The sequence below is a fragment of the Oscillospiraceae bacterium genome (genome assembly GCA_025758045.1).
GTDB lineage: Bacteria > Bacillota > Clostridia > Oscillospirales > Ruminococcaceae > Gemmiger.
This window is the reverse complement of sequence record CP107208.1, coordinates 2,517,904-2,538,760: the sequence shown is the minus strand read 5'-3', so window position 1 is coordinate 2,538,760 and position 20,857 is coordinate 2,517,904. Positions and strand designations below refer to the sequence as shown.

Below are 20,857 nucleotides of genomic sequence, written 5' to 3'. Positions count from 1 at the left end.
GCAAGTTTACTAGTTTGTTTTCAACATTGTTGTCGATTGATACTAAAACCGCAATCTTAACCGTGAAAACGCATGCGCAGTTCCTCGCAATACACGGCAAAAGGGGCGCCCTGGGCGGGGTCATGGACGGTCAGCACGCCATTCAGCCGCCATCCCATGCGCTTGTATAGGCTGATGGCGCGGGTGTTGGTGCTGAGCACGCCTAACGTGGGGTGCTCGTGTTCCTGCAGTTTTTTGCGGGCAAAATCCAGCACTTTGGCACCGATGCCCTGCCCGCGGGCGGACTCGGTGACAAACAGATGGCCGATCATGCCGGTTTTATGGCAGACGCCTACCATGGCATCGGTCTCCCCTACCTTATTGTAGTGAAGGTAGAAGGCCCAGCCGTTTTTTCGCTCTGCGTCCAGGTCGGGGCGCCAGTGCTCCGGCGTCATGGCAGCCAGCTGTTCCTCTGTGCAGACAGGGGCACAGACGGTACGACGGCCCTCGGCCATCAGTTCAGCGGCACGGGCCATCTGCTCCTCGGTCTTGACCAGGCGCATGTTCTCGCCGCGCTTCCACTTGGGCGGTTCGGTGAGGGGGTGAGTCTCGCACCACCGGTCGTACAGGTCAGGGCGGCGCTCCCGGGTGCGCTGACGGCTCTGGTCGCCGCGCCAGGCGTCGATCTTCTTGTGGTCACCGGTCAGCAGCACAGGCGGCACGGCGCGGCCCTCCCACACTTCGGGGCGGGTAAACTGGGGATATTCCAGCAGGCCGTCCCAGTAACTTTCGTCCTGGTAGCCTTTTTCCTCGGCCAAAACGCCGGGCTGCAGGCGCAGGACGCTGTCGGCCACCACCAGGCTGGCCAGTTCGCCGCCGGTCAGCACGTAGTCGCCGATAGAAATCTCCTCGTCGCCGAAGGCATCAATGACGCGCTGGTCGATGCCCTCGTAATGGCCGCAGACCAGCGCCAGCGAATCGTAGGAGGCCAGCCGCTTGGCGGTCTCCTCATTGTACTGCTGGCCGGCAGCGGTCAGAAAGACAACATGCGGCTTGGTGCGGCCTTGGGCGGCGCACTGGTCCTGCACGGCGCGCAGGCAGTCGGCGATGGGCTGGGCATACAGTACCATGCCGCAGCCGCCGCCGTAGGGATAGTCGTCGGTCTGCTTCTGCTTGTTTTTGGTGTAGTCACGAATCTGATGACAGTGGGCTTCGAACAGGTTCTTGGCCCGGGCACGGCCCAGGATGCTGGCCGAGAGGAAACCGTCGCACAGCTCCGGGAAGAGGGTCACAATATCGATACGCATGCCTTACTCCTTGTCACCGTTGACAGCATCGTTGAACATGCCGTCGATGGGGGTGACCAGGATCGTGCGGGCGTCGATGTCGATGGTCTTGACAAACTCTGGCACGGCGGGCAGCATGTGCTTCTCGCCTGCAGCATCGGTGACGGTGTAGATGTCCTGGGCGGCGGGGTGGTCCACCTCGGTCAGGATGCCGTAGACAGCGCCGGTGTCGGCATCCCTGACCTCACAGCCCAACAGGTCATCGATAAAATAACGGCCCTTGGGCAGACGGGCGTCGGCCTTGGCAAAGTAGTAGGTGCGGCCCACCTGAGCGCGTGCAGCGTCCATATCGGTTACATCAGCCAGGCGCAGCAGGATGACATTGCCCTGGGTGCGCACGCCGAGGACGCGGCACTCCCCTGTGCCGTCGGCGGTAGCGTACAGTCGCTTGAACTTGGCCAGGAATTCTGCGCCGTCACACAGCGGCAGGGCTTTCATTTCGCCACGCACGCCGTGGGTGGATACGATCTTGCAGGCGGGAAGATAGCTTTGCATGGAATGATCCTCCTTACTAGAATAAAAAAGCACTTTACCAGACGGCAAAGTGCTTTAAAGGTTTTAGTCAATCTCAACGATGACTTTTTCGCCCTGGCGGACAGCAGCGGCACGCATAACAACGCGGATTGCCTTTGCGATACGTCCCTGCTTGCCGATGACGCGGCCCATATCGGACTCAGCCACTTTGAGGTGATAGACGGTAGTGCCGTCATCACGCACGGGGTCAACGGTCACCTGCACAGCCTCCTTGCCTTCGACAAGGCCGCGGGCAACGGCTAATAAGAGTTCCTGCATGTGGCGTTCCCTCCCTTATAACAAGGCGAACAGATTACAGAACGGAAGCTTTCTTCAGCAGCTCACGAACGGTATCGGTGGGCTGAGCGCCGTTGGACAGCCACTGCTTGGCCTTATCGGCGTCGATGCTGACAACGCTGGGGTTCTTGGTGGGATCGTAGTAGCCGATCTCCTCGATGAAACGGCCGTCACGAGCAAAACGGCTGTCAGCGACAACAACGCGGTAGAAAGGAGCCTTCTTGGCGCCCATGCGGCGCAGACGAATCTTAACCATAGTAATATTCCTCCAAAAATTGTTTTACGGCCCTTGCGGGGCTACTGTTTATATTGTACATCCCGTGGGCCGTAAAGCCGAGCGGGTCATACCGGATTTATAGTGGGCTTTACCGGCCGAAGCCTTTAAAGCCGCCCATGCCGCCAAGGTTGCCCAGGCCGCGCATGAAACCTTTGGGATTGCGCTTGACCTTTTTCATCATCTTCTGCATCATGTCGTACTGCTTCAGCAGCTTGTTGACATCCTCGACCGTCAGGCCGCAGCCTGCGGCGATGCGGCGCTTGCGCTTGGGGTTGATGATGGAAGGTTTGGCGCGTTCTTCGGGGGTCATCGAGTAGATGATGGCCTCGATGTGGGGCAGGGCCTTTTCGTCCAGAGCATCAGCGTCGATCTGATTGCCGCCGGGCATCATGGCCAGCAGAGCCGAAGCTCCGCCCATCTTTTTGATCTGTTTGAACTGGGCCAGCAGGTCGTTCATGTCGAACTTGTTTTCCATCAGGCGCTTGGCAGCGTCCTCAGCTTCCTTGTCAGACTGAACGCTCTGTGCCTTTTCGATTAGGGAGAGCACATCGCCCATGCCCAGGATTCGGCTGGACATGCGGGACGGATAGAACGGCTCGAGGTCCTCCAGCTTTTCGCCGGTGCCCTGGAAGTAGATGGGCTTGCCGGTGACGGCCAGGACGGAAAGCGCTGCGCCGCCGCGGGTGTCGCCGTCGGTCTTGGTCAGGATGACACCGGTGATGCCGATCTTCTCGTTGAAGGTCTTGGCCACATTGACGGCCTCCTGGCCGGACATGGCATCCACAACCAGCAGCGTTTCGTCGACTTCGACATGCTGCTTGATGCGGACCAGCTCGTCCATCAGGGCATCGTCAATCTGCAGACGGCCTGCGGTATCAAGGATCACGATGTCATTGCCGTGGTCCCTGGCATAAGCCATGGCCTTTTCGGCGATGAGCTCGGGCTTCTCGGTGCCCATCGAAAAGACGGGCACGTTGACCTGCTCACCAACGATCTTCAACTGCTCGATAGCGGCGGGACGGTAGACGTCACAGGCGACCAGCAACGGGCGGCGGCCCTGGCTGCGGTAGTACCGGCCCAGCTTGGCGGCGTGGGTGGTTTTACCGTTACCTTGCAGGCCGCACATCATCAGCACGGTCTGGCCTTTGTTTTTGATGCGCAGATACTGGGGCTCATCGCCGCCCATCAACTTGGTCAGTTCCTCGTTGACGATCTTGACGACCTGCTGGGCGGGGGTCAGGCTTTCCATGACCTCCTGCCCCATGGCACGCTCAGAGACCTGAGCGCAGAAGTCTTTGGCAACTTTGTAGTTGACATCGGCTTCCAGCAGCGCCATGCGGACTTCGCGCATGGCAGCTTTGATGTCCGCCTCGGTGAGTTTGCCTTTGCCGCGCAGTTTTTTGAATACGCCATTCAGGCGATCTGTTAAAGACTCAAACGCCATCTGGTTCCTCCTGCGCGTCGAGACGCTCTATGATCTTCAGCATTTCGTCGGTATCCGTGCGGATGCGCGGTACCGGGTTGAACAGCCCCGAATTGCAACACCGGATCTCCATGACCAGCTGGTGCAGCCGGGCGAGGTCTTCCTGCATCTGTGCGTGGCGGCGGGCGTTACCCAGCTGCGCTTCCAGCTCATCCAGGGCGGCTTCGCCATGCTTGATGGCGTCCCGCACACCCTGGCGGGTAATGCCGAAATTCTCGGCAATCTCTGCAAGGGAAAGATCCTCGTCATAATATTCGGTAAGGATGGCACGCTGCTTTTCGGTAAGGGCCGGGCCGTAGAAGTCCAGCAGCACCGAATACGCCAGGTTTTTCTGCGGTTTTCCCGCCATGACCTGTGCCCTCCTTTGCTGTGCTTGCACTGTGTAAAGCGTTTTTCTTTACATCAGCCTATGAATTATAACAGTTGGGAACGCGGAAGTCAAGAGGTTTTGCGGCTTTTTTTACACATTCAGGTAATTTTGCGATAGATTTTTGCCGATTCAGGCAACTTCTTTGTATAAAAATATTTATGCCCGAAAGGATGCAAAATGGCAGGAAGTATGCTATAATTAAATTCACTTTGTCGAAAGGAGTATTTTGTTCATGCCGATCCTGCGCAGTTATTATCAGGATGTATACCGTTCCCCTGTTGTGCGGCTGGACGGATACTCCGGCCGCCACGGGCTGACATCCAGCATTTTGGCGTATCTGGACTTTGGCGGCGCTACCGGGACCTCCAAAGATGGCCTGGCTGAGACGATGCTGGCCTTTGCTACCGAGCGCGGTGCTTTGCAGCCCGGTATGCCGGTGGTGGAAGCCAGTTCCGGCAGCTTTGGCGCGGCGCTGGCGGTAAGCTGTGCCACCACGGGGCACCCCTGCATTTTGGTAGTGCCCAGCAACCTGCCTATTGCCCGCCGCCAGCGGCTGCAGGAACTGGGCGCGAAAATCGTGGTGTGTAGCAGCGGCGGCCGCCGGGTGATGGATCGCATCGCCCAGGAGACAGCCGAGCGCTACCACGGCTACTTTACCCACTACTTTGCCAACGATGACAACCCGGAGTATCACCGCCGGGTGACCGGGCCGCAGATCTTGAAGGCCGCCGGGGACAGCATTGACGCCATCGTCATCGGTGTGGGCAGCGGCGGCACCGTGACCGGCGTGGCCGAGTACATCAAGGCGTGGAACAGCATGATCCGCATTGTGGCGGTGGAACCTGCCGAGTGCGCCGCCATTTCGGGCGGGTTCATCGGCCAGCACGGCATTGCGGGCATTGGCCCCGGCTTTGTGCCGGAAAACTACAACCCCTATGTGGTGGATACGGTGCTGACCGTGACCACCGCCGATGCGGAGCGGGCCTCGAAGGAAGTGCTGCTGTGCGACGGCATCCCTGCCTGCACCAGCGGCGGCGCGACCCTGGCCGCGGCCGTACAGTTGATGGAGATGAGCAAGGCCAAGCGCCCCTTGTGTATATTTGCCGGGCGAAGGATGTACGAATAAGCCCACCCTCTTGTAATAACTTTGCAATCCATGTAAAATTCGTGTCGAAAGCCGTATCCTGTATGGGCAGGATACGGCTTTTATGCTATACTAATATAAAAAAAGACATGGCAAGGAGGAAAAGCGATGAAACGGATACTTTGTGCAGCTATGATGCTGATTTTGGCAGGATGTGTAACAAAGCAGGCAGATCCTACGGATATAGTAAGTACACCTGCGGTCACGCAGACGCCAGAAGCGGCGGTGATGCCTGCACCGGAAGCGACCAAAGCACCTGCTGCATCCGAAACTGAAGCAACGGAAACACCCACGGCAGAGAGCACCAGCTATACCGCAATCATGCTGCCGATGCGCGACACCTACCCGCCTGTCATGCTGGCCGAGGATGATCTGGTTTCGGACGGATATTATACCATGTGCCGGGACGGCAAGTGGGGCCTGATGGAAAGCGACGGTTCCGTGCTGCTGCCCTGCCGGGCGGATAATCCCGTAAGACGTTGTGCAAGCAGCACTTTGAAATGGCATTACGTCGTAAGCGCCAGCAGCGAGGATTGGAAGACCTATAACGATACGCTGGCCGCAGCCAATGCCGGGACGCTTTGCAGCGGCGAGCATGACGGTCTGCTTTTGGCCTGGACCTATGATATTGACAGCGGCAAAGTCTGTAAAAGTGCCGGCATGATGGGCGATGACGAGCCATTGACCGACACAGATAAAATATACGGCGAGTATCTCCCCTGCCAACGCTGCGAATGGATGGACGGCAACGGCGACACCAATTATTATTATTATTATGAAATAGCCGAGGCCGGCGGTTATGTGCTTGCCAATGCAGACGGTGAACTGCTGAACGATACCGTCTACGAGGATGCCGGGTGCTTCTATGACCAGAACCTAGCCCCCGTGAAGCTGAACGGCAAGTGGGGCTATATCAATTTGCAGGGAGAGCTGGTAACAGATACCGTGTACGAGCCGGTTTATGGTATGGACTACGCGAATAACTATGCACTGCGGTATGCTTCGCCGCTGCTGAACGGCTACGCGGCTGTCTGCCGAGATGGCAAGTGGGGCGTGCTGGATTCCACTGGGAAGGAATACATTCCCTGCGAGTATGAGTATGCCGCCTGGAACGGGCATGTGCTGTGGCTGAAGCAGAACGGCGAATGGCAGAGTCAACGCATCCCCGGTGTGCCTGAGGATTGGACAGACACGAAGATGAACATCTGGACCTACCCGAAAGAGCTGAAAGCCACCGACCATTACTGGCGCGTCACCTCGGATGTGGGGCTGAACATGCGCGTAGGTCCGGGGACCAACTACAATAAATGGCAGTTGGTGCCCGCGCATACCTGCCTGCAGGACTTGGGCCATAACGAGGATAACACCTGGATGCTGAGCAAATATGCCGGGTGGTATGGCTGGGTAAGCATGGAATACCTGGAAGAAGTAACGCAATAAGGAAAAGACGTTTCCTTATAAATAAAAGAAAGCAGGGAGTGAAAGCGATGAAACGGATGGTTTGTGCTGTCATAGCGCTGTTGCTGACAGGGTGCGCTGCTGGGCAAGTACGGTCCAGTGCGCCTGTTACGGATGGTCAGCCTGCGGCTACCCCCGAAACCGCCGCCACGGCGGAGACATCCGAAAGTGCCGCCACCCCTGCGCCGACTACTGCTCCGCCGCAGGGGCTTGTGTCGACGGATGCGGATGTGCTGGATTATGATGATATTCGGCTCATTGGCTACGAGCGTGCCTTTCAACCGTACCCGGAGACCGACTATTACACGATGTGCAAAGACGGCCTGTGGGGCCTGATGCGCAGCGATGGTACCGAGGTACTGCCCTGCCGCGCACCGCAGCCGTTGGTTGAATGTTTTATTGAAGGCCGCCGCTGGCACGGTTATCAGGATAATTTACCTTGGGATGAGATGCTAGCCGAAGAAAAGCGGATCAACGTTTTGCTGCGGGAAAGCGGCGACGGCATGCTCTGCGCGGCCCACGATGGCGGCACCTATCTGGAGTTTGTCTACCTGACGGATTACAAAGTATATATATACAGCGGCTCAATGGGCCCGGGAGAATTGGCCGCGCCGACAGACGAAGACATGCTGCTGTACAGCGGCCGGGTGGACGGCTATGTGCCGGTCCAGACTGGCGTAACGGAAGACGAGGGCGACGACCACGTCAGTATTATCAGTGATGGACAATACATTTACCGCCGCCGCAATGGCAGTGCGGCAAACATCTACCACTACACTCTTGCCGACTACTTTTTTGATGCCACGCTTGCCCCCGCAGAGCGGGAAGGCAAGTGGGTGTACCTGGGCACGATGGGCGAGGAAGTGACGCCGGTTTGTTACGATAGTGTGTATTATACCAACACTTCTGGGGATGGCTCCTTCCTTTTCCGGCGTGCCGCACCGCTGCTGAACGGCTATACCCCCGTGAGCCGCAGCGGAAAATTCGGCCTGCTTGATCGCGCAGGGGCAGAATATGTCCCCTGCACGTATGATGGCCTTGTCTGGGACGGTGGCACCGCCTGGGTCAAGCTGGACGACGGATGGCACCAGTACACGATCCCCGGTGTGACGAAGCCTGATCCTCTGGACGACCTGCCGGAGGACATCACCGCGCCCGACACGCGCACCTTCTCCTATGCCCGCGTTATCACCGAGGGCGGCCGCCTGAACCTGCGCGCCGGACCAGGCACAGAGTATGATATTGTGGGAAAGATCCCGGAGTACACTTCCCTGCGCATCTACGGTTCTTCCAATACGGCCCCCGCCTGGGTGCTGGTGCAGTATCAGGGTCAGTTTGGCTGGACCAACCTGGATTATCTGGAACGAAGCTATTAAATGACAGCCCCGGACGGATGCAGCGCCCGGGGCTGTTTTGCTATTTCCTCTGTTGATGGGTATGGCATAGCATATCCTGCGGCCTTTTCACATAGGATTTGACAGAAAATCTCTATGTGGGAGGGCAAGCTATGAAAGGTGACCCAGAAGAACGCGCCATAGCGGTGGGGCGTTACATTGCCGGTACCGGCGCCACGGTGCGGGCGGCTGCGGTGGTGTTTGGCGTAAGCAAAAGCACCATCTGGAAAGACCAGGCCCGCCTGCGCCGCACAAGCCCCGGCCTTTGGGCCGAGGTGCAGGCCGTGGTGCAGAAAAACAAGGCTGAGCGCCACCTGCGGGGCGGCGAGGCCACCCGCCTGAAATATTTGCACAAATAACTTGCGCGGTGCCAAGCATCACAGTATAATATTTGTAAAGAAATCCATACAAAAGGACGTGAACACTGTGAAACGAGAGGATTATATCAGCTGGGACGAATACTTTATGGGCATTGCCATGCTTTCGGCCATGCGCTCGAAGGATAACAACAGCCAGGTCGGCGCCTGCATCGTCAGTCCGGAGAACAAGATCCTGTCCTTGGGCTACAACGGCATGCCCATCGGCTGCAACGATGACGACATGCCCTGGGAGCGCGAGGGCGAGGACCTGGAGACCAAGTATATGTACGTCTGCCACTCCGAGCTGAACGCCATCCTGAACAGCCCCAACCACGACCTGAAAGGGGCGCGGATGTACGTGACGCTGTTCCCCTGCAACGAATGCGCCAAGGCCATCATCCAGAGCGGTATCAAGGAACTGATCTACCTTTCGGACAAATACCATGATACCCATGCCAGCATCGCCAGCCGCCGCATGTTCAATATGACCGGCGTAAAATACCGGGCCTATGAGCCGACGGGCCGCAAGATCGAGCTGGAAGTATAAAAGGAGCAAAGAGGATATGAACACCATTATCATTGGTATCGCCGGTGGTACCGGCAGCGGCAAAACGACCCTGACCGAACGCCTGCGCGACCACTTCGGCATAGACGAGGTCAGCGTCATCAACCATGACAGCTACTACAAGCGCCATGACGAACTGCCCTACGAGGAACGCTGCAAGCTGAACTACGACCACCCGGACAGCTTCGACACCCCGCTGATGGTGGCCCACCTGCGCGAACTGCGCGCCGGCCACCCGGTGCAGGTGCCCGTGTATGACTACACCATCCACAACCGCAGCAACGAGACTGTGCTGGTGCGCCCCGCGCCGGTCATCATCGTGGAAGGTATCTTGATCTTTGACTCCCCTGAGCTGTGCGATCTGATGGATATGAAGGTGTTTGTGGATACCGATGCCGACGTGCGTATTTTGCGCCGCATCGTGCGCGACGTTAAGGAGTGCGGCCGCACATTGGACAGCGTGGTGACCCAGTACTTGACCACCGTAAAGCCGATGCACGAGCAGTTTGTGGAGCCCAGCAAGCGCAAGGCGGACCTGATTGTGCCCGAGGGCGGCCAGAACACAGTGGCGCTGGAGCTGCTTATCAAATGGGTAGACAACCACCTGCGGGCAGAGGGAGAAAGCTGCCAGTGATTCTGACGAAATCATTTACATCCTTTGCAAAATAAGAAGAGGAAGCCGGACGGTGTGGTTCGGCTTCCTCTTTTTTGTGATTTACAATGACTTGCAAAATAAAGTTATACGATTTGTGCGGCAGCATCCAGCAGGGCGACCCGGAAACTGGCCGGGCCGTGGGCCTGGGGTTCTGCGGCGGCAGCACAGGCTTTCCAAAATTCGGCGGCCTGTACGGCGGCCTGTAAGGGGGCTTGCGGCTGCACAGCGGCAAAAGCACCGCAGAGTACCGTTAGCATGCAGCCCGCACCGGTGACACGGCGCATCAGGTCGCTGCCGCCGGAGACGGTGTGCAGGGCGGTGCCGTCGGTGACGAGATCCTCGGCCCCGGAGAGCACCACGACTGTGCCCAGCTTTTGCGCCAGCGCTTGGGCGCAGGCGGCGGCATCGATGGGGACGGTCAGGCTGTCCACGCCGTGCTCAGCAGCAGAAAGGCCCAATAGAGCGGCGGCCTCGCCGTAGTTGGCCCGCAGGATGGCGGGGTGAACTTCCTGCAAAAGCTGGCGGATATTCTCCAGCCGCCAGGGGCTGGCCCCTACACCGACTGGGTCCAGCACTACCGGGATACCGCAGCGGTTGGCGGCGGCACCGGCCAGCCGGGCAGCAGTGAATTTGGCTTCGTCGGGGGTGCCGGTGTTCAGCACTACGGCACTGGCCAGCACGGCGATGTCGGCCATCTCCTGGGGGGCCTGAGCCATGATGGGGCTGGCACCGACGGCCAGGGCCAGGTTGGCGCAATCGTTGGCGGTGACCAGGTTGGAGATGCAGTGCAGCAGCGGCTTGCGGGCGCGGATGGCTGCAAGGGCTTCGGATCGGGTCATGGGTTCACCTGTTTCAGCGGGCAAGGCTTACCTGCATTTTTTTGAGGGTGCTGTTCTTTTCCAGCGCGATCAGCACCACGCCGGCGATGATGGAACCACCGACGGTGGAGACGAGGAATGGGACGATGTAGGCGTAGAAAGCAATGTCACCGGCGGCTTTGCCCATCAGGAACACAGCCACAGGCCAGGCCAGCAGGCCGCCGATGATGCCGGTGCCGAAAACTTCACCGCAAAGCGTGGCCAGCAGGTTCTTGGTTTTATGGTAGACGATGCCGCACAACAATGCGCCGCACATGCTGCCAGGGAAAGCCATCAGGCTGCCCAGACCCAGCAGGTTGCGCAGCAGGCTTGCCACAAAGGCCACGGCCACGCCGTACCAGGGACCAAGCAGCACGGCACACAGCACATTGACCATGTGCTGCACCGGCGCGCATTTGCTGCCGAATACGGGGAACGAGAACATGCTGCCGACAACGGCCACGGCGCACAGTACGCCAGCCAAGGCAAGTTTTTTGGTGTTGGATTTCATTTTGGAGCTCCTTTTTTCCTTTGTACCATAACGAAAAAAGCGGAAGGACTGCCGCCAGAAATACGCCAGCCGCCCGCACGGGCACAATAAGCCCCTTACAAAAAGGGCTTATCGTTCGGTCGAAGCTTGCTGGCTTCCTCTCACGCCGGAACACGGCTTCCCATCGCTGACGCTGCTCACGGCCCAGGGCGCTCCCCCTCGACCCGCGTTTCTGGAACGGTCAGATCCTTCCTTTCCCAAAAGCAAAAATAAAAGCAGGGTACCGATGGGCAGCCCTGCAAAAAAGACGTTTGGTAAAGTCCTTCCTACGGTGGCATGATCCACATCAGGTCAAAGGGTCGAAATACAATTTCCTCTCAGCCGGGTGTCCGGCTCCCCTGTTCTTTGTCTTGCATGATACACCTTTGCAAAAAGTTTGTCAAGGGCTTGCTTTTTGGTCCGGCGCGGCGTATAGTGAAAATACATTGAACACAGGGGGAATCCATGATGAAAGTTTTGCCGCAGCAACTGCGTTTGTACGCCGTAACCGACAGCCGCCGCCTGCGGGGGCGCACCCTGCTGGATACGGTGGCCGCCGCGCTGGATGGCGGCGCGACCTTTGTACAGCTGCGGGAGAAGGAGCTTTCCCCTGCCGCTCTGCTGGAAGAAGCCCGCGCCCTGGCCAAATTATGCCACACGCGGCATGTGCCCTTTGTGGTGGATGACAATGTGGAGGTGGCCCTGGCCGCCAGTGCCGACGGCGTGCATGTGGGCCAGAGCGATATGGCCGCCCGTCGAGCCCGCGCACTGTTGGGCCCGGATAAAATTTTGGGTGTTTCGGCCCACAATGCCGCCGAAGCTTTGGCAGCCCAGGCGGACGGTGCCGATTACCTGGGCTGCGGTGCGGCCTTTGTGACGGGCACCAAGCTAGATGCCCACCCGGTGACGGCCGAGACGATGCGTGCCGTGACGGCGGCGGTGAACATTCCGGTGGTGGCCATAGGCGGCATTGAGGAAAGCAACATTTTACAGCTGCAGGGCCGCGGTCTTGCAGGCGTGGCGGTGGTAAGCGCCATTTTTGCTGCCCAAGACCCCGAAGCTGCCAGCCGCCGGTTGTATGAGTTGAGCGGACAGTTATAATTTTATAATTGGAAGACTTTGCCATCGCAATAAAATAAAACAGCTGGTCATTTGCCTTGTGCAGGCAGACGATCAGCTGTTATTTTATGCGGACACTTTATTGGGTGATAACGACGGCGTGGCAGCCCAGTTCCTCGTACCGCAGGGCGAAGGTATCGCGGTCGATCTCGGTGATCTCCTGCATGGGGTCGGCAAAGTAATAGTTGTCCTCGTCGTAGCCGGTAAGCACCAGACAATGAGAGTTGGAGTAAGGCCAGCTGCCATCGGCCAGTGTAAAGGTGTAATTATAAAGTGGTTCTGTAAATGCGCGGGTGGCCCACACCAGCACCGGCGTGCCCTGGGCCAGGTACATCTCCAGCCGGGCGGGCTCGGCGCCGGTAATGTCCAGCGCGCTGTAAGTGCTGCCTTGTTCATCCAGATAGGTGTTGACAGCAGTGGTGATGGCGCCGGGCAGGCAGTAGAAAGAAAGCTCATCGGCAGGGCTGCCCATGAATTCGACATCTGGGTCGGCCTCCCAGTACGGGATGTGCATGGGCAGGCAGTTTTCGGCCAGGGTGACTTTGTCGATGTCGAAGCCTAAGTAGTTCAGCACGATGGCAGCAGAGGTAATCTCACATCCGTTGGGGAGCTCCGGGTTTTGCAGGATGTTTTCTACGTTCAGCTGCACGGTGTCGGGTAGGAAAAAGGCATTTTCCGGCGTAGCCTGCAAGGCGGCGTAGGCAAGCCAAACTGGAATCGAAGTATCTGTCTGCGGCAGGACCAGGCCCATGGAGGAGTATTCCTGCGTAGCGGCGGTCTCTGAGGTGGCAAGGTCGACTACGGGGAGGGTGACGGTTGCGGCGCAGCTGCACAAAAGCAGGCAGGACGCTGCCGCTGCACCGGCAGCGAGTTTGTGCATGGTACTCCCCTTCTTTCGACGTTGTTTTATCATAACCTACATTACCTTACACCATATTTGTGATAATTGCAAGAAAGCGGGGAAAAGTTCTATGCAGGGGCGGGTTTGCGGGCCTATGCGGGCATCGGCCCCTACAATTTGCCGATACATATAACATAAAAAAGCCGACAGGCAAACTGAACTGCACCCCATTTGTTAGACAGTATGGTATACTATCTAACAAGTGGGGTGTTTTTCTATGCCAAAAGGAGTACCAAACAAACGATATACGCCGGAATTCAAAAAACTGGTGATTGAAACCATGCAGGAAGAGAAATTAAGTTACAGCGAAACCTGTCGTAGATTTGAGGTAAACAGCAGAGATCGAATCAAATCATGGGAGCGAATCTATCTGGAGGAAGGGCCGGAAGGCTTTGCCGTCGAACGGCGTGGCCGCAGCAGTAAGGGTCGTCCGCCAAAGCAGCTGCCGAAGCAGGTAGAAGAAGATCTGCTGGCCGAAGTGCAGCGACTGCGTGCGGAGAACGATTACCTAAAAAATTTGCAAGCCTTGGTTTTGGAAGACGAGCGACACCAGCACAAAAAACGCTGGTAGTTCAGAAGCTAAGGCAAAAACACGCACTCAGTATTCTGCTCTCAATCGCTCAACTGCCCCGTGCAACTTTCTACTATCATTTGAAGCAGATGCAGAAAGAAGACAAATATGCATCTGTTAAGGAAGAAATCACAACGATTTACCACGAAAACAGGGGTCGATACGGCTATCGCCGGATCACGGCAGAACTTCGCAAGCGTACATTCTCTGTGAACCACAAGACTGTCCAGCGGCTTATGAAAGAGTTGGGCTTAGTTTGCCGTGTCAGGATGAAGAAGTATCGCTCTTATAAGGGAGAAGTGGGCAAAATCGCACCAAATCTGCTAAATCGGGATTTCCATGCCGAAAAGCCGAATCAGAAATGGGTCACGGATGTGACGGAGTTCAGCCTGTTTGGAGAGAAGCTCTACCTGTCCCCGATTCTCGATCTGCACAGCAGCGATCTGGTCAGTTACACCATATCGGATCATCCTGTACTCAGCATGGTAACCACCATGATGGACGAGGCGTTTGCAAAGATCCCGGCCGGAACACGCCTGATTCTCCACTCTGATCAGGGTTGGCAATATCAACACAAGCAGTACCAGCGGATGCTTCGCGAGAAGGGGATCCGACAGAGCATGAGCCGCAAGGGAAACTGTCTGGACAATGCTGTGATAGAAAATTTCTTCGGACTGCTCAAAAGTGAACTGTTATATCTGCAAGAATTTCAATCCATGGAACACTTCAAACAGGAACTGATCGAATATCTGGATTACTACAACAACCGCAGGATCAAGGCAAAGCTAAAGGGCTTGCCGCCTGCAATTCACAGACAGCAAGCCCTTTCGGCTGCTTGAACAATTTTTACTTCAGAATATTGTCTAACTTTTGGGGGTCACTTCAAACCTGTCGGCTTTAAAAACTATGAAATTGTTACCAGAGGTTCACAACTTCGTTGTACAGACCCTCGTAGCTCTTGGCGGAGTTGGACCAGCTGAAGTCGCATTCCATGGCGCGGTGGACCAGCACGGGCCAACCGTCCTTCTGCCAGTAGCCTTCCTTGGCGCGCCAGCAGGCCTCATACAGCTCGTGGGCGTTGTAGTTGGCAAAGGTGAAGCCGTTGCCGAAGCCGTCGCCGGAATCGTGGATGGAGTCACGCAGGCCGCCGGTCTCGCGGACAACGGGGATGGTACCGTAGCGGCAGGAGACCATCTGGGCCAGACCGCAGGGCTCGGAGCGGGAAGGCATCAGGAAGATGTCAGCACCGGAGTAGATCTCCTGGGCCAGTTTGGCGTTGAAGCCGATGTAGACGCCCACGCGGCCCGGATTGCGGGCGCACAGCTCGTTGAAGAAGTTCTCGTACTGGCTTTCGCCGGAGCCGAGGATGACCAGCTCGATGCCCTGCTGCAGCAGGCCTTCGGAGATAGCCTGGACGAGGTCAACGCCTTTGTGGCCGACCAGACGGGTGACCATGGCCATGACGGGGCTGCCGTCCTTATGCAGGCCGAACTTGTCCTGCAGGGCAGCTTTGCAGGCGGCCTTGCCATCCTGGAAGGTGTCGGCATCGTAGTTCTTGACGATGTCGGGGTCGGTGGCGGGGTTAAAGACATCCACGTCGATGCCGTTCAGGATGCCGCAGAGCTTATACTGCTTCTGGCGCAGCAGGCCGTCCAGACCATGGCTGAACCACGGGTCCAGGATCTCCTGGGCATAGGTGGGGCTGACGGTGGTGACCTTGTCGGCGGTTTCGATCGCGCCCTTCATGAAGTTGGCACAGCCGTCATATTCCACAACATGGGCGTCGCGGGCGCCGATGCCGCAGGTATCCTCGAGAATGTCCAGACCGTACTTGCCCTGGTAGGCAATGTTGTGGATGGTAAAGACCGTTTTGATACGGCTGAACTTATCCAGGTGACGGTAGTACAGGTTCAAGTAAACGGGGGTCAGGGCCGTCTGCCAGTCGTTGCAGTTGATGATGTCAGGCTCGAAATCGGTGTAGAACAGCATTTCGAGGATGGCACGGGAGAAGAAGGCGAAGCGCTCGCCGTCATCATAGAAGCCGTACAGGCCGCTGCGCTTGAAATAGTACTCGTTATCGATGAAGTAGTAGACAACACCGTCGCGCTCGGCCTTGAAGAGGCCGCAGTACTGGCTGCGCCAGCCAACCGGCACGCTGAAGTTGGTGATATAGGTCAGGCTATCCTTGAATTTCAGGTCGCCGTACAGCGGCATGACAACACGGGCGTCGATGCCGTCCTTGACCAGAGCCTTGGGCAGTGCACCGGCCACGTCGGCCAGGCCGCCGGACTTGGCAAAGGGAGCAGCCTCGCTGGCTGCATATAAGATTCTCATAAGCACCTCCATGGGGTGGGTTCACAAAAATATGAGGACGGGGAAGGTCTGATCTCCCCCGTCCTCTCATCAAAAGCTGCCTCCGGGGAGAGGGAGTACAACCTCTATGAGCTGTTATACGCTGTGGTTCTTAGCGACGAATACCGGGAAGGTATCGGTGCCGGCCAGCTTCTTGCCTGCGGTGATGTGGACGTTCTTGTCCGTGACAACATACTCTACACCGCAATCGGTCTCCACAACGGTATCCTGCATCAGGACACAGTTTTTGACGACAGCACCCTTCTTGACCTGGCAGCCGCGGAACAGCACGCAGTTCTCGACGGTGCCCTCGATGACGCAGCCATCAGCCAGCAGGCTGTTCTTGACGGAGCTGCCTGCCACATAGCGGGTGGGGTTATCGTCACGGATCTTGGTGTAGATGGGAGCCGGTCCGAACAGGGCGTCCATGCTGCCATCCTGCAGCAGGCGCATGTTCTCGTCAAAGTAACTCTTCATGTCAGAGACACGGGCGGCATAGCCCTTGAACTCGTAAGCCTGGACGTTGAGCAGCTTCAGGTTGCGGGCCAGGATGTCGCGCTCGAAGTAGACAAGACCGCGGACGGCTGCATCGTGGATCAGGTGGATCAGGCTCTCGCGCTCAATGACGTAGATGTTCATGGCGAGGTTCTGCTCACCCATACGATAGTCGTTGGACAGGATCTCCTGCACACGGCCGGTCTCATCGATGCGGATGGTGTAGTTATCGCTGCGGGCACCCTCAGGGATGGGGGCGCGGTTGTAGACCATGGTGACGTCAGCGCCGGATGCAACGTGGGCATCGATCAAGCTGCCGAAGTCGAAGTTCATGGCAATGTAGGAGTCAGAAAGAATGACATAGCGTTCTTTCTGGGCTTCCAGCCAGTTCAGAATGCTGTCCAGAGCATCGACACGGCCGGAGTACATCTTGACGCTGCGCTCTGCAAAAGGCGGGACAATGTTCAAGCCGCCGCGCTTACGGGTCAGATCCCATTCACGACCGGCACCCAAATGGTCCATCAAGGAGTGGTAGTTTTTACGAACAATGACAGACACGTTGTCGATGCCGGCATTGGCCATGCTGGACAGCGTGAAGTCGATCAGGCGATAACGTCCGCCGAAGGGGATGGAGGCCATGGAGCGCTCCGCCACCAGCTCGGGAACGAGGTTATCATAGGTATTGGCGAAAATGACGCCGAGTGCGTTGACGTTGCTGTTTACCATTGTTCCTCACCATCCTTTACATCACTGGAAACCATTGCCTTGGGGCCGACGGTAGCACCCTTGCCGATGACGACACCGGAACCGACCGTGGCAACATCGCCGGGTTCCTCAATGTTCAGGCTGCCTTCGGGCATAGCGCCGACGGTAGCACCCTCTTCAACCTTGACATTTTCGGCCACAATGCAGTGCTTGACGGAAGCGCCCGCCTTGATGACGGTGCCGCCCATAATCACGGCAGCCTCAACGGTAGCACCCTTCTCGACGACAACGCCCGGGAAGAGGATGGAGTTGTTGACCGTGCCGTTGACTTTGCAGCCTTCGGAGATCATGGAGTTGACGATGGTTGCATCGCTGCCGATCTGCTGGCAGGGCTTGCCGGAGTTGCGGGAGTAGATCTTCCAGTTCTCATCAAACAGGTTGATGCCGGAATGACTGGGGTCCAGGACCTCCATGTTGGCCTGCCACAGGCTGGAGATGGTGCCGACATCCTTCCAGTAGCCGCTGAAATGATAGGCATACATACGGCGGCCGTCTTTCAGCAGGTTGGGGATGACGTTTTTGCCAAAGTCGTTCTCGGAGTTGGGATCGGCTTCGTCCTCGGTGAGGTATTTCTTCAGCACATCCCAGTTGAAGATGTAGATACCCATGGAAGCCAGGTTGGACTTCGGGTTCTTCGGCTTCTCCTGGAACTCGCTGATCTTGTCGTTCTCGTCGGTGACCATCAGTCCGAAGCGGGAAGCCTCGCTCCAGGGCACTTCCATAACAGCGACGGAGAACTCGGCGTCCTTTTCCTTATGGAAACGCAGGAAGTCGGAGTAATCCTGCTTGCAGATCTGGTCGCCGGACAGGATGATGACGTACTTGGGATCATAACGATCAATGAAGGAAATGTTCTGATAGATAGCGTTGGCTGTGCCCTTGTACCAGTCAGAGCCGGAAGCCTGCTGATACGGCGGCAAAACATGGACGCCGCCATGCAGACGGTCCAGGTCCCAGGGCTGGCCATTGCCGATATACTCGTTCAAGACGAGGGGCTGATACTGGGTAAGGATACCGACGGTATCAATGTCGGAGTTGACGCAGTTGGACAGCGGGAAATCGATGATACGATATTTACCGCCGAACGGTACTGCAGGTTTGGCGAGCTTTTGGGTCAGCGCGTACAGACGCGAGCCCTGACCGCCTGCCAGGATCATTGCGATCATTTCTTTTGCCATAAGATTTCTCCCCTTAACATTCTGGCTTTACGCCATTGTTGAACAGTGGTGTTTATCCATCTCGCACGGTTAAACCGGCGTTTTGGCCTTAGCGGGGCGCCCGCGGCGCTTGGAGGCGGTGGCAGCGGTTTCCGCTGCCGGGGCCGCTTTCTTTGCTTTAGCGGCGGTTTTCTTCACGGGCTTGGCTGCAGCGTCCGCTGCCTCGGCGGCTTTTTTAGCGCGGGGCTTGCGGGCAGCAGGCACCTGGAAGTATACGGTAGACAACGGCGGCAGTGTCAGCGAAATATGCTGCTCGAAGCCGTGCATCTCGCCCTTTTCTGCCTTGACGGTGCCGTTGGTGACACCGGAGCCGCCGTATTTCTTGTCATCGGAATTCAGGATTTCTTTGTAGCTGCCGGGGTTGGGCACGCCCATCTGGTAGTCCTGGCGCAGCACAGGATTGAAGTTGCAGACGACCAGCAGCATCTTGCCCGCAGCATCACGGCGCAGGAACGCGATCACACTCTGCTTGCTGTCATCGGGCACGATCCACTGGAAACCCTCCCAGCTGTAATCGACCTGCCACAGGGCGGGTGTGTCGTGGTACAGGTGGTTCAGATCCTTGACATAGTCCTGCAGCTGACGGTGCTTGTCGTAGCTAAGCAGCATCCAGTCCAGGGGCTTTTTCTCGTCCCACTCGATGAACTGGCCGAACTCCTGGCCCATGAAAAGCAGCTTTTTGCCGGGGTGCGCGGCCATGTAGCCGTAGAATGTGCGCAGATTGGCAAACTTCTGCTCGTAATCGCCGGGCATCTTATTGATGAGGCTGCACTTGCCGTGGACGACTTCGTCGTGGCTGATGGGCAGCACAAAATTCTCGCTGAAAGCGTAGAAGAAGCTGAAAGTGACCTTGCCATGGTTGCCAGCACGGAAGAGCGGGTCGGTCTTCATGTAGCTGAGCATATCGTTCATCCAGCCCATGTTCCACTTGAAGTTGAAGCCCAATCCCCCATCGGCGGCCGGTTTGGTGACCAGCGGCCAGGCGGTGGATTCCTCGGCAATCATCATCTTATGGGGATACTTGCCCAGGATGGCAGTATTCAGCTTTTGCAGGAAAGCGATGGCTTCCAGGTTTTCCTTACCGCCCTTGCAGTTCTGCTCCCACTCGCCGTCCTTGCGGTTGTAGTCCAGATACAGCATGCTGGCCACGGCGTCTACGCGCAGGCCGTCGACGTGATATTTGTCTACCCAGAACATGGCGCTGGAGATCAGGAAGCTTTCAACTTCCTTCATGCCGTAGTTGAAGACCATGGTGCCCCACTCTTTGTGTTCGCCGCGGCGGGGGTTGGGGTCCTCGTAGCATGGGGCGCCGTCGAACATGTACAGGCCGTAACCGTCCTTCGGAAAATGGGCAGGAACCCAATCCAGAATGACGCCGATGCCTGCCTGGTGGAGCTTGTCCACAAAGGTCATGAAGTCCTTTGGAGTGCCATAGCGGCTGGTGGGGGCAAAATAGCCCGTGACCTGATAGCCCCAGCTGCCATCGAACGGATACTCGGTGATGGGCAGCAGTTCAACATGGGTGTAGCCCATATCTTTTATGTAGGGAATCAGCTCGTCGGCCAGCTCTGCGTAGTTGTACGGGGTGCCGTTCTCGGCATCCTTCATCTTCCAGCTGCCAGCCTGCATCTCGTAGATGGACATCGGGCTGTTGATGACATCCCGCTTGGCGGACTCTTTGGTCCAGTGGTCGTCACCCCAGGCGTAGCCCTCAATATCGTAGACCTTGCTGCCGTTGGAGGGACGGGTCTCGGTATGGAATGCGTAAGGGTCAGATTTGTAGATCAGTTCATCGGACGAGGTGGTGATGCAGTACTTATAAATATCGTATTCCTTGATGCCCGGAATGAACAGTTCCCAGATGCCATCGGTCACTTTGTGCATCGTGTGTTCGCCGGGAACCCAGCTGTTGAAATCACCTACAACAGCAACTGCTTTTGCATGGGGCGCCCAGACACGGAAAACCGCGCCGGGGACACCGTCCTGCACTTCCAAATGCGCGCCAAAGTAGCGGTACGCCTCCTGATTGTTGCCCTGCTTGAACAGGTAAACGGGCAGATCAGAACTATTGGGCGCTTGCTTGCGTTGCTTCAACGTAATCTCCCCTTTTGGAACAGCCCTAAATGGACAGCCCCGAATATTTACTAACTCTATATTACCTGTTTCGTACATAAATTTCAAGGCTTTCTTGTAATAATCTGCTAAAAATTT

Annotated in this window: 22 protein-coding genes and 1 riboswitch; of the genes, 9 read left to right on the top strand and 13 right to left on the bottom strand. The window is 57.1% G+C overall.

The window, feature by feature from the left end; all coding sequences use genetic code 11:
• Positions 1–56: 56 nt before the first annotated feature.
• From trmD to OGM81_11810, 6 genes are all read right to left on the bottom strand, one after another.
• Positions 57–1,286: a tRNA (guanosine(37)-N1)-methyltransferase TrmD gene (gene trmD / locus OGM81_11835; protein ID UYJ43012.1), complete on the bottom strand. Its 1,230-nt coding sequence runs from the start codon at positions 1,284–1,286 to the stop codon at positions 57–59.
• A gap of 3 nt (positions 1,287–1,289) precedes the next feature.
• Positions 1,290–1,820, bottom strand: a complete 531-nt coding sequence (gene rimM / locus OGM81_11830) for a ribosome maturation factor RimM (protein UYJ43011.1) — start codon at positions 1,818–1,820, stop codon at positions 1,290–1,292.
• 63 nt (positions 1,821–1,883) lie between these two features.
• The gene (locus tag OGM81_11825; GenBank protein UYJ43010.1) at positions 1,884–2,117 is read right to left on the bottom strand and encodes a KH domain-containing protein; all 234 of its coding nucleotides are present in this window, start codon (positions 2,115–2,117) and stop codon (positions 1,884–1,886) included.
• Positions 2,118–2,151: 34 nt separating this feature from the next.
• Positions 2,152–2,391: a 30S ribosomal protein S16 gene (gene rpsP, locus OGM81_11820; GenBank protein UYJ43009.1), complete on the bottom strand. Its 240-nt coding sequence runs from the start codon at positions 2,389–2,391 to the stop codon at positions 2,152–2,154.
• Positions 2,392–2,500: 109 nt separating this feature from the next.
• The gene (gene ffh / locus OGM81_11815; GenBank protein ID UYJ43008.1) at positions 2,501–3,856 is read right to left on the bottom strand and encodes a signal recognition particle protein; all 1,356 of its coding nucleotides are present in this window, start codon (positions 3,854–3,856) and stop codon (positions 2,501–2,503) included.
• On the bottom strand, positions 3,846–4,244 hold the full coding sequence (locus OGM81_11810; GenBank protein UYJ43007.1) for a DNA-binding protein: 399 nt from the start codon (positions 4,242–4,244) through the stop codon (positions 3,846–3,848). The genes ffh and OGM81_11810 overlap by 11 nt, the downstream gene beginning before the upstream one ends.
• A 253-nt stretch (positions 4,245–4,497) precedes the next feature.
• Between OGM81_11810 and OGM81_11805 the strand changes: the two genes are divergently transcribed.
• The 6 genes from OGM81_11805 to udk all read left to right on the top strand — a co-directional run bounded on the left by OGM81_11805 (position 4,498) and on the right by udk (position 9,819).
• Positions 4,498–5,391, top strand: coding sequence for a pyridoxal-phosphate dependent enzyme (locus OGM81_11805; protein ID UYJ43006.1), 894 nt, complete (start codon positions 4,498–4,500; stop codon positions 5,389–5,391).
• 126 nt (positions 5,392–5,517) lie between these two features.
• The gene (locus tag OGM81_11800) at positions 5,518–6,849 is read left to right on the top strand and encodes a WG repeat-containing protein (GenBank protein ID UYJ43005.1); all 1,332 of its coding nucleotides are present in this window, start codon (positions 5,518–5,520) and stop codon (positions 6,847–6,849) included.
• Positions 6,850–6,896: 47 nt separating this feature from the next.
• The gene (locus OGM81_11795) at positions 6,897–8,243 is read left to right on the top strand and encodes an SH3 domain-containing protein (GenBank protein UYJ43004.1); all 1,347 of its coding nucleotides are present in this window, start codon (positions 6,897–6,899) and stop codon (positions 8,241–8,243) included.
• Positions 8,244–8,374: 131 nt separating this feature from the next.
• The gene (locus OGM81_11790; protein UYJ43003.1) at positions 8,375–8,620 is read left to right on the top strand and encodes a sporulation transcriptional regulator SpoIIID; all 246 of its coding nucleotides are present in this window, start codon (positions 8,375–8,377) and stop codon (positions 8,618–8,620) included.
• Between the two features lie 67 nt (positions 8,621–8,687).
• Positions 8,688–9,167 carry a dCMP deaminase family protein gene (locus OGM81_11785; GenBank protein UYJ43002.1) on the top strand — a complete coding sequence of 160 codons (480 nt, stop codon included), beginning with the start codon at positions 8,688–8,690 and terminating at the stop codon, positions 9,165–9,167.
• A gap of 16 nt (positions 9,168–9,183) precedes the next feature.
• Positions 9,184–9,819 (top strand): uridine kinase, encoded by a 636-nt coding sequence (udk, locus tag OGM81_11780; GenBank protein ID UYJ43001.1) that lies wholly within the window; start codon positions 9,184–9,186, stop codon positions 9,817–9,819.
• Positions 9,820–9,923: 104 nt separating this feature from the next.
• Here udk and thiM read toward each other — a convergent pair whose 3' ends face one another.
• Positions 9,924–10,679, bottom strand: coding sequence for a hydroxyethylthiazole kinase (gene thiM / locus OGM81_11775; protein ID UYJ43000.1), 756 nt, complete (start codon positions 10,677–10,679; stop codon positions 9,924–9,926).
• Between the two features lie 13 nt (positions 10,680–10,692).
• Entirely contained in the window at positions 10,693–11,208 is a 516-nt protein-coding gene (gene thiW / locus OGM81_11770; GenBank protein UYJ42999.1) for an energy coupling factor transporter S component ThiW, read from the bottom strand.
• Positions 11,209–11,493: 285 nt separating this feature from the next.
• Positions 11,494–11,597: riboswitch (TPP riboswitch) on the bottom strand.
• Between the two features lie 97 nt (positions 11,598–11,694).
• Here thiW and thiE point away from each other — a divergent pair.
• A complete protein-coding gene (gene thiE / locus OGM81_11765; GenBank protein ID UYJ45006.1) occupies positions 11,695–12,327 on the top strand; it encodes a thiamine phosphate synthase in 633 nt (210 codons plus the stop codon).
• 97 nt (positions 12,328–12,424) lie between these two features.
• Here thiE and OGM81_11760 read toward each other — a convergent pair whose 3' ends face one another.
• Entirely contained in the window at positions 12,425–13,225 is an 801-nt protein-coding gene (locus OGM81_11760) for a C39 family peptidase (protein ID UYJ42998.1), read from the bottom strand.
• 238 nt (positions 13,226–13,463) lie between these two features.
• Here OGM81_11760 and OGM81_11755 point away from each other — a divergent pair, with 238 nt between their 5' ends.
• Together OGM81_11755 and OGM81_11750 are read left to right on the top strand one after the other, a co-directional pair.
• Entirely contained in the window at positions 13,464–13,817 is a 354-nt protein-coding gene (locus tag OGM81_11755; GenBank protein UYJ42997.1) for a helix-turn-helix domain-containing protein, read from the top strand.
• Entirely contained in the window at positions 13,811–14,656 is an 846-nt protein-coding gene (locus tag OGM81_11750; protein UYJ45005.1) for an IS3 family transposase, read from the top strand. The genes OGM81_11755 and OGM81_11750 overlap by 7 nt, the downstream gene beginning before the upstream one ends.
• Before the next feature lie 76 nt (positions 14,657–14,732).
• On the opposite strand, the gene glgA is transcribed toward OGM81_11750, so the two are convergent.
• The 4 genes from glgA to glgB all read right to left on the bottom strand — a co-directional run bounded on the left by glgA (position 14,733) and on the right by glgB (position 20,740).
• Positions 14,733–16,151, bottom strand: coding sequence for a glycogen synthase GlgA (glgA, locus tag OGM81_11745; protein UYJ42996.1), 1,419 nt, complete (start codon positions 16,149–16,151; stop codon positions 14,733–14,735).
• 114 nt (positions 16,152–16,265) lie between these two features.
• On the bottom strand, positions 16,266–17,390 hold the full coding sequence (glgD, locus tag OGM81_11740) for a glucose-1-phosphate adenylyltransferase subunit GlgD (GenBank protein UYJ42995.1): 1,125 nt from the start codon (positions 17,388–17,390) through the stop codon (positions 16,266–16,268).
• Positions 17,384–18,607, bottom strand: coding sequence for a glucose-1-phosphate adenylyltransferase (locus tag OGM81_11735; protein ID UYJ42994.1), 1,224 nt, complete (start codon positions 18,605–18,607; stop codon positions 17,384–17,386). Before OGM81_11735 ends, glgD begins: the two co-directional genes overlap by 7 nt.
• A gap of 69 nt (positions 18,608–18,676) precedes the next feature.
• Complete coding sequence (glgB, locus tag OGM81_11730; GenBank protein UYJ42993.1) at positions 18,677–20,740, bottom strand: 1,4-alpha-glucan branching protein GlgB; 2,064 nt, start codon at positions 20,738–20,740, stop codon at positions 18,677–18,679.
• Between the last annotated feature and the right edge of the window lie 117 nt (positions 20,741–20,857).